This window comes from Enterococcus sp. LJL120 (genome assembly GCF_054871765.1).
This window is the reverse complement of the sequence record NZ_JBTXLV010000022.1, coordinates 1-8,499: the sequence shown is the minus strand read 5'-3', so window position 1 is coordinate 8,499 and position 8,499 is coordinate 1. Positions and strand designations below refer to the sequence as shown.

Annotated in this window: 12 protein-coding genes; 6 read left to right on the top strand and 6 right to left on the bottom strand. The window is 34.2% G+C overall.

Features of this window, described 5'->3' with window-relative positions:
- Positions 1–105 (top strand): helix-turn-helix transcriptional regulator (locus ACYSNU_RS18600; RefSeq protein WP_461738581.1); only part of this gene is annotated, 105 nt, incomplete at its 5' end.
- Positions 106–208: 103 nt separating this feature from the next.
- Here ACYSNU_RS18600 and ACYSNU_RS18595 read toward each other — a convergent pair.
- Positions 209–691 carry an LMxysn_1693 family intestinal colonization protein gene (locus ACYSNU_RS18595; protein ID WP_265460378.1) on the bottom strand — a complete coding sequence of 161 codons (483 nt, stop codon included), beginning with the start codon at positions 689–691 and terminating at the stop codon, positions 209–211.
- A 92-nt stretch (positions 692–783) separates the two neighbouring features.
- Between ACYSNU_RS18595 and ACYSNU_RS18590 the strand changes: the two genes are divergently transcribed.
- Positions 784–1,425 carry a CPBP family glutamic-type intramembrane protease gene (locus tag ACYSNU_RS18590; RefSeq protein ID WP_461738580.1) on the top strand — a complete coding sequence of 214 codons (642 nt, stop codon included), beginning with the start codon at positions 784–786 and terminating at the stop codon, positions 1,423–1,425.
- 195 nt (positions 1,426–1,620) lie between these two features.
- Here ACYSNU_RS18590 and ACYSNU_RS18585 read toward each other — a convergent pair whose 3' ends face one another.
- Together ACYSNU_RS18585 and relB are read right to left on the bottom strand one after the other, a co-directional pair.
- Positions 1,621–1,887, bottom strand: coding sequence for a type II toxin-antitoxin system RelE family toxin (locus ACYSNU_RS18585; RefSeq protein ID WP_265460379.1), 267 nt, complete (start codon positions 1,885–1,887; stop codon positions 1,621–1,623).
- Positions 1,887–2,114 (bottom strand): type II toxin-antitoxin system RelB family antitoxin, encoded by a 228-nt coding sequence (gene relB, locus ACYSNU_RS18580; RefSeq protein ID WP_265460380.1) that lies wholly within the window; start codon positions 2,112–2,114, stop codon positions 1,887–1,889. Before relB ends, ACYSNU_RS18585 begins: the two co-directional genes overlap by 1 nt.
- 338 nt (positions 2,115–2,452) lie before the next feature.
- Between relB and ACYSNU_RS18575 the strand changes: the two genes are divergently transcribed.
- The gene (locus ACYSNU_RS18575; protein ID WP_265460381.1) at positions 2,453–3,172 is read left to right on the top strand and encodes a replication initiation protein; all 720 of its coding nucleotides are present in this window, start codon (positions 2,453–2,455) and stop codon (positions 3,170–3,172) included.
- Positions 3,173–3,292: 120 nt separating this feature from the next.
- Here ACYSNU_RS18575 and ACYSNU_RS18570 read toward each other — a convergent pair whose 3' ends face one another.
- Positions 3,293–3,799 (bottom strand): hypothetical protein, encoded by a 507-nt coding sequence (locus tag ACYSNU_RS18570; RefSeq protein WP_265460382.1) that lies wholly within the window; start codon positions 3,797–3,799, stop codon positions 3,293–3,295.
- A gap of 75 nt (positions 3,800–3,874) precedes the next feature.
- Complete coding sequence (locus ACYSNU_RS18565) at positions 3,875–4,489, bottom strand: recombinase family protein (protein WP_265460383.1); 615 nt, start codon at positions 4,487–4,489, stop codon at positions 3,875–3,877.
- A 657-nt stretch (positions 4,490–5,146) separates the two neighbouring features.
- Between ACYSNU_RS18565 and ACYSNU_RS18560 the strand changes: the two genes are divergently transcribed.
- Positions 5,147–5,818, top strand: coding sequence for a winged helix-turn-helix domain-containing protein (locus tag ACYSNU_RS18560; RefSeq protein WP_265460384.1), 672 nt, complete (start codon positions 5,147–5,149; stop codon positions 5,816–5,818).
- Between the two features lie 72 nt (positions 5,819–5,890).
- Here the strand turns inward: ACYSNU_RS18560 and ACYSNU_RS18555 are convergent, their stop codons facing one another.
- Positions 5,891–6,037, bottom strand: a complete 147-nt coding sequence (locus ACYSNU_RS18555; protein WP_461738579.1) for an LPXTG cell wall anchor domain-containing protein — start codon at positions 6,035–6,037, stop codon at positions 5,891–5,893.
- Between the two features lie 320 nt (positions 6,038–6,357).
- On the opposite strand from ACYSNU_RS18555, the gene ACYSNU_RS18550 reads away from it, so the two are divergent.
- Together ACYSNU_RS18550 and ACYSNU_RS18545 are read left to right on the top strand one after the other, a co-directional pair.
- Positions 6,358–6,471: a DUF536 domain-containing protein gene (locus ACYSNU_RS18550; RefSeq protein WP_416207883.1), complete on the top strand. Its 114-nt coding sequence runs from the start codon at positions 6,358–6,360 to the stop codon at positions 6,469–6,471.
- A 1,204-nt stretch (positions 6,472–7,675) separates the two neighbouring features.
- The gene (locus ACYSNU_RS18545; RefSeq protein WP_265460385.1) at positions 7,676–7,891 is read left to right on the top strand and encodes a hypothetical protein; all 216 of its coding nucleotides are present in this window, start codon (positions 7,676–7,678) and stop codon (positions 7,889–7,891) included.
- The last annotated feature ends 608 nt before the right edge of the window (positions 7,892–8,499 follow it).

Sequence of the window (8,499 nt, the reverse complement as noted above, 5' to 3'; positions counted from 1 at the left end):
AATGCTATTGAGAATAACAAATATGATCCAACCCTTTCTTTAGCTTTTAACTTAGCTAAAGAACTAGGAGTTACTGTAGATGAATTATTTCAAAGTGGTAATTAGTTTGATTAACTTGTTATAACGTAACTTATGTAAAGTAAAAGCCAGTTCATAAAGAGCTGGCTTCTTTTTCTCATCGTATTACGTCTACTCGTCATCGGGACTTCTAGACATTTTTATAACTATAATAAGTGGAATTAGCAGTTATAGTTTCTGTACGTATATAGTTGCCAGAGTATTTATCATAAACTCTCCAATTAGATTTAATAACACTTGTGTTTTTGTACTGTTTTATTTGTTTTGATACTGAAGTAGTCGATCCGATTGTAAAGGTACCAAGCTTTGTTGCAGCACTCCAAGAGAATGTGATTCCTGTCGAAACTGTTAAAGTTTTGACATATGATGTCTTTTTATTTGACTCACTGTGGCTAACATATTTATAAAGGTATCCCCCCATCCTTGGAGTAGGTCCGCTAGTATCGACAGTAGAATTTTCCACTCGAGTTCCAACTAAATCTTCCTCTATAAATGAATAGCTAGCTTCTTCTTTGTTAACAGAAGCTATTTCATTCGTAGCTAAAGTTTTGATAGGGCTGATAAATATTATAGCTCCAACAAACAACATAAATAATAAACTCTTCTTTTTCATGATGCTCCCCCTTACATTATAATAAAATTGAAAAAACATAAAAAGATGGTTAATATATATATATATTGTAGCAATAATACCATTTTTTGAAAATGCTTTCAACTAGAACAGGAGCTGATCACATGAATTTTACACTTAAATCAAAAAAAATATCGTTTACTATCTTTTGGCTTCTTTCATTCGCTTTTTTTAATTTACCTGGAAGTATACGCTATATCAATTTAGAGACTCTAAAAATAATTTTCCTAATATTAGGTATTATCTGGTTTAGAAAAGATCTTTTTAAAAAAAAGTTTTTAAAAAATCAGAAATCTATTTTATTTCATTCGTTCTTAATAGCATTTTGCTTTGTTCTCTTAGTAACAGTTTATTTATTTCTTGTGTTTAATAATGTGGAATTTTATGACCCTAACATAAAGTTCAAAATCTATTTTTTATTGAATTACATATTCTTATCTCCATTATTTGAAGAGTTTGTTTACAGATATATTTTGATTTATTTATATCCAACAAAGATTTTTTTCACACAATTAACAGTTGTAATTTCCTCGTTATTATTCGCATATGCCCATCGATTTGCTCTAGTAGGAAATATTCTTTTGCTTTTGCCTCTTTTTTTATTAGGTCTTGTTTTAGGGTTTTTATACGCAAAAAAAAGAAATCTTCTTTACCCAATATATACACATATATTTTATAATTCACTAGTCATTTTGATTTCAGTTATGAACTCTTAGTAAAACGTGTTTAGTCGAGTAGTGTGAGATAAAAAGCAGGTGAATTGAATCTTGATTTTAAGCAAATTTTCCGTAAAATTAAACTTAACTAAGCACTCTCCCATAGTGCTAACTCACAGATACACTCAACTGGCGGAAAACGGTTGAGGTTCAATATTCTAGCCAGTCATTCGCTTGACTGGTTTTTTTCTGTCCTCAATCATAAATATTCCGCCTATGGCCTACCTGAATAGCTGTAATCACCAATCTATCATCTTCAATCTCAACAATTGCCCGATAGTTTCCAATAAGATACCGCCAGAACGCTCCTAAATCGCCTGTAAGAGCTTTTCCATTCTGTCTAGGGTTATTTGTACCGTCTACATTCTTGTAAAGCCAGCGGACAATTAAAGCTGCTTGGTGCTTATCCATTTTTCTCAATTGTTTTTGAACGTCTTTGCTGAATTCTAACCGGTAGACCATTAAACGCCACCAAACTCTTTTAACATCTCGGTCATGCTAACTGTTTCTTTACCGCCTTCTACCCATAATTTATGCGCGATATCCGCAGTTTGTTTGTCGTACTCGTCTTCTAATTGCGCCATAGAATAAGTTTTCATCAACTCCGATAAGGTAATGCCGTAAAATTCCGCCATATGGTCTAGCCATTCTTTTTCTTGATCGCTGACACGAATTGTAATCATCGCCATGCTGTTCAGCTCCTTTGTATGTCATTGTAATACAAAGAGAATAAAGAGTAAAATTGTCTATAGTTCTTTTTATATCTTTTTAATATTTTTTTTAAACCTTTTTTAGGTGTGCTGTATCGCTTGGCGCTGTAAGATTAGAGGTGTAGTACAAGGGTCTTTTTGTCTGACTATGAAGGTCTTTTTGTCTGACTATGAAGGTCTTTTTGTCTGACTATGAAGGTCTTTTTGTCTGACTATGAAGGTCTTTTCGTCTGAGTACAAGGGGCTTTATGTTAGATAAGACCTTGACTGATTAAGGATAATTTAGTTAGATTAAATTAAAAAAAGGTGGGTCTCTGATGAATGATTTGACAGTTAAATATAAAAACGAGTTGAATACTATCCCATTGAAAAAATTTAACTCTGTTGAGATGAACCTATTCTTTGCTATTTGTGCGAAAATGAAAAATCAAAGTCAGAGTAAGGTTAGATTTTCTTTTGATAGCTTGAAAGAATTAAGCGAGTATAAACCTACGGCAATAAAACGTTTTGTTAAGGACTTAGAAAACATTTACGATAAAATGCTTCACCTAACATACAGAGAAGCAGATAACTACGGAACTATTTACAAATTTGTATTGTTTACTGGTTTCCAAATAAATCCAATACACCAATTTGTTGAAATATCTATCAATCCAGAATTAGATTACATCTTAAATAATCTGAGTAATGAATTTACACAATTTGAATTATTAGAGTTTACGGAATTAAATTCTAGCTATTCCAAGTCTATGTATCGACTTTTGAAACAATTCAAAACAACTGGCTATTATACGGTTAAGATTAGTGAGTTTCGAGAGTTGCTAGATATTCCAGATAGCTACAAAATGTCAGATATTGATAAGAAAGTTCTTCGACCAATTCAAAAAGAGTTATCCCAGTATTTTGAACCATTCGAGATTACAAAAATCAAAGCAAAAAAAGGCAATCGAATTGATCGCCTAGAATTTCGTTTCCGTGAAAAGCTGCATGATGATGTTTTGCCTAAAGTAACTTTGCATAATTGGTTAAAAGAATAGGGAGTAAGTAGGGCAAGCTACGGTTTTGTGCGCACAAAACCGTAGCTTGGTAGGATGTCCTACAACCCTTAAATGTCGATAAGCTCGATTGTGAATTCTTAATTTGCAATCAAGCTTTTTTTATTTCCAAAATTGAAACCATTTACGCTTTTTAGAGCTGTCAGTTACGTTCTCAGAAGTTTTAGGTTCTTCGGGAGTATTTATATCTGTATCTTCCTGAAAATCGTCAGGGGCTACAATAAGCCCCTCTAATTCGCTGATACGCTCTTTCAGTTCTTTAACTTGATTTTTATCTTGTAAAGATAGCTGCTGTTGCTGGTCTAATAATTTATGGAGTTGTTTAATCTGCTCGTCTTTTTCTGCAAGCTGTAACTGTTGATTTTTAACTTGGTCTTTTAGCAAATTTGTAGTCACATCTACCGTTTCAGCCGTTTCTGAATCGCTTGAAACGGTTCTGCTAGAAAATCCTTTTAAAATAAGGTTTTTAGTCGTTTCATCATACATTTTAGCGTTTCGTTTCATTAACGTTTCGTGAAACGAATTTTCAGTAATATATCGGTACATCGTAACCTTGGAAACTCCTGCTATATCAGCTATCTGACGTATTGTATAAAGCGTTTCAGCCATTTCATAAACTCCGTTTCATGGTGATACGCTTGATAATACTTCAATTTCCAATATAAAAAAAGAGAACACTAGTTTTCAGTGTTCCCCATTTTTTAATTCTTTCCTGATTCGATACACCAGATTTCGACTGACCCCATACTTTTTAACGATACTCATAATCGGCTCGCCAGCATTTAAATCTTGTACTATCCCAAAATAAAGCACTCGTTTTTTGTGATCTTTAGCGGTTGCTGAATATTCCAACGGTTTGCCCTTGTACACGCCTTTGGACTTGGCGACAGCTATTCCTTCCTTTTGGCGCTCTAACATCTTATTACGCTCGTTCTCGGCCACATAGGATAATAGATTAATCACCATATCTTTAAATAAATATACCATACTCTCATCTTGAATTTCAGCGTTTAAAAAGGGCATATCCAACACAACTAAGTTTATTTGGCGAGTGCTTAAATCTCGGACAACGTTTGTAATATTGTTGTAGTTGCGCACTAGTCGGTCTAATAAAGCGACTACAAGCGTATCTTTCTTACGGAGAAAGGCTAAACAATCTTGAAAGATACGTCTGCCTTTGGTGGTCTTACTTGATACTTTCTCAGTGAATATTTCTTCGCAGCCATAGGTTTTTAAACTCTCAATTTGACGGTCAAGATTTTGTTTTTGAGTAGAAAATCGTGCATACCCAACAATCATTAAACATCCCCCTTTTCATAAAAAATCAAAAAGAACACCCTTAGAGTACTTTTTGCTGTTGTTGTCAAGGGATTTTCAGGCCATCTCAAGGTGTACTTTTAGGAGGTGCCCTTAGAGTACAATACTTTTGGGAGTTAGAAATTTTAGGAAAAATAGCATAAGGGAAACCTGGCATCACTATTGTTATATACCAGCAGTGCAGGGGTTTTCTATGGAGTCAGATTAGGAGTATATGGTGCCATCAATGCACCCAGGGAACACATCAATAGTGCCCGTGAATCACTAAGAATTTATAGGATTTGGTATGGATATCAAACATTTTTTCTCTAGTTAAGCAAAGTGATTCTTCAAGCTAACAAATTTTTGTATAGTAATTTTGTTCACTTAGTTAAGATTTTAACCACTTTTCTAGTATATCTGCTGAAGAGTACATCGCCCTTCAGTCTAATAAAATTTTACTGGGTTTTGAGAAGGAAGAATGCTGCGCATGCAACGGTTCAAAATTAAGTAGGAGAATATAAGCAGAAGAATTAGGGGACAGGCTTCACTTTAAAAAAATTATTTTTTTAAGTTTAAATGTGATTTATGTTAAATTATAATTGACGTATTTTAGAAGAAATGTAAAATGATAATATAGTAATGATTAGAGGAATATACATGGAATATAGAGTGTTATTTTTAACTAAAAATGAACAGTTAGATAAACCGCTAGGAAATATGTTCTTATCATTAGGGAATGAAATTTTTTATTCAGTTAGCTTAGTGACGGATGCGCTAAAAACGAATGTAGATCTTTCTTTGTTTCACATTATTGTATTAAGTGAGACGCTGACTAATCACGAGTGCTTATCGTTGTCGAAAAAAATAAGAAACTCTACCAACATGATTTTTCGAGTAGCTCAAATGGAAGAAGATACTGAAATTGAAGCCAATTTCTTAAACCCAGCTATTTCTTTGGTTGACTTACGAGAGTTTCTTTCCGAACAATCTGGTCTAATATCTGAAGGCGCACATACCAATCTATCACCTAAAACGTTTTTATTTAAATCGCTGGAGTTTAAATCTTCGTTGTCTAAAACCGAGAGGAAGTTACTTACTGAATTAGAAAAACACCCCAATACTTATATCACAAGAGAGCAATTAGCTCTTCGAGTATGGGGATCTGTTGGGATGGAGGACACTAAGATAGAATCCCGAATGGCACAGTTATCCCAACTTGTACGTAGAATTCAAGAAAAATGGACGAAACAAAAACTAGAACCAGAAGAATTGATTCAAATTAAATGGAAAAAAGGCTATAAATTAGTCCAACCAATTCCGGAAAAATAAAGATTAGATTAAACGAAAAGAGCCACCAAGCTAGCTGCTTAGTGGCTCTTTTTTGTTGTCATGATAAGTTCTTTACTTATGGAAAAATTTTCTTCTTTTGAATGTTAAAAGACCCGCAACGCCCAAAAGTGAGATTCCCACTATCAGAGTAAACCAAGAATCAGCCTCTCCTGTTTGAGGTAAGGATCTTGTGGTACTTGTTGTCGTGCCTCCTGTAATAGGAAGTCGTTGTTGTTCCTCCCCCGCCTGTAGAAGGCAAAGTTTTTTTGTGTATACAACAGTAATTGATACTATTGGCAGTCGTTCCCGTTACATTTTCTACGGTGTCAGCTGCCTCTTTTTCAGCAGTAAATCCAGTAGTCGTTGGAGTTATTATTGAATCAAATGTTGTCCCACCAACTGTAGTCCAAGCACCATACGTAGTTGAGCCATCTGTGTAGAGATACTGAACTGTTTGAGTGACATTTTGAGTTTCGTTTATAGTCGTTGCCCCATGCTTCAAAATCTAATATCGGTAGTGAGATATTAGATTTTGAAGCATGTTAGAAAACAAAAATCTTGAACTTGAAAGAAAGCAAAAATTGTTAGGCCAGCAACAACAACTCACCCTTGGGCCAACAAGCAAATTGAACAACTCCAGTCTCATTTATTAGTTACATATGCAGAAGAATCGGGTCACGAAAGTAAGGAAGAAGAGGAACAATTACAAACGGAATCTTCAATCGTAAAGATGCATGGATTGTCAAAAAATGGTTTCAGTTTTGGAAATGAAATTGACTGTTCATTAACTAACTTAGAACTATTTTTTTTGGAAAATGGTTCGATTTGGGTTTGCTTTTTTTTGAAGGAGATCGAACAATCCATACAACTTAAGTGGAGCACTTGACGAACAAAATGCAACCGTGTTTAGTTGCGTAGTGTAAGAGAAAAAAGTAGGGAAACTGACCTTCGCTTTTTTTAGTTAAGCTCGTTTCAAAAACATCACAAAAAAATAGGGTGCGGCAGATAAGCCCGTATTTGCCGCATGTGAAAAAAAACTGATATCACTCTAAAACCAAACCGCTCTGCGGTTTATATCAAATTTGATATCAGGTTTCCCTTATGCTCTTACAGGATTTCTTTGTGAAATATGACAAAAGTGTGAATTTTTAAATTTGGTTAGTTTGTTAGGAGGAGGAAAAAGGCACAACTAAGGGACTAATAATCTGAAATTCATCATGTAAACTTTTAAAATTAGTGACGGGATTTAGAAGTCTCTACCAGTAAACTATAGGGATAGTTGAGGAAACTTTTAGGTGAGAGAGGAACTTATAATTTTTGATAATTTGGTGACAAAAAAATGGTCTCTACTTGAAAAGTAAAGACCATTTTTTGTGTAGCTACGACGCTTTTGGAGTGGCTTAAAGTCCTCTTAGGAGAGAGAGAAACAAGATAGAAAAAAAGAAGGGCTAACGGACAAGATTCAATGTGTTTCAAGGAGTAATTCTTTTGTACTTTATATAAAATTTGTTAGCCCTTCCAGAAACTGTAAGGAGTGTCTCACGTTCCCACGCCTTTCCTCTTTTTGTGTAACCAACTTCACTTACACGCCTCGCATTGAGCGTGCCAACTAGCTTCATTCTTTTAGAAAATACACTACTCTAAATTTTCGAAATTCTAATTGTGGGAATCATTGGTTCCTTACTCTATTAGTATACAGTCAAATGGAAAAGTCAGCAATAGAAAGCGCTTCATTATTTTGCGAGACATGGTATACTAAGGAGAAAGAGCAGGCTTATAAGGTAACCTCCAATAGTAGCGCTCTTGATTAAACTTCCCTTATGATGGGCCTGCTCTAAAAAATAAGGAGTGAGAAGTATGTTTAACAGAAAAACGTTATGGATTGGCTCACTTTTGCTAGGTATTCTTGGATTCAGCCCATTTCTCCTATCGCTTGTCAATAAAGGAGATAAGGACGGTAATCTGACACTCAATCCAAAGTATTATGCGAGTGCCGATGAGGAGCTATTTTTAACGAAAAACAAGACTAAAGCTATCAGCAGTAGGAAGCACGAAAAAAATGCTACTTATTAGGAAGTGGACTGTATTTCAGTCATTTCATATTTTCAAAAAAAATTGAAAATGCCCGGTTTATAAGTAGTTGGGAAAGAAATTTGCTTGCTGTAAAAGTACAAAGTAGTCTTTTTAGATCTAAAAGGGTTTAATAAATGTACTTAATGATTAAATTTTATTTTCCTCTTGACTAAGTTGTATCTAGCCAATCTTTTTGATTGGCTTTTTTTTATGACAAAGCAAACTACTTAAATAATTCTGTGACTTGTTGTAAACTATTTCTGACAACATAGGTAATATTTTACCACATTGTTTCTTTCTTTCTGCTGAGGTATAAGATAAGCCTCAGCAGTTTTTTTATAACGAGTCTGATTATCACGATAAAGAAAATTTCACTAACTTTTTAGAGGGTAAAATAGCGTTAAATCAACGTTTGAAAAATGAAAAATGCTAGACTTCAAAAAATTCACAAGAAAAAGCCCGTCAGACGTTGATCTGGCGGGCTACTTTGGATAATCGACATTATGTGAACTAGGGAGTTAAATAACTTTCAAATCTTCTTTTTCGTACCTATTATGTCCTGGGAGTCCTTTTTTATAATTCCAACACTTGATAGCATTCGACAAATT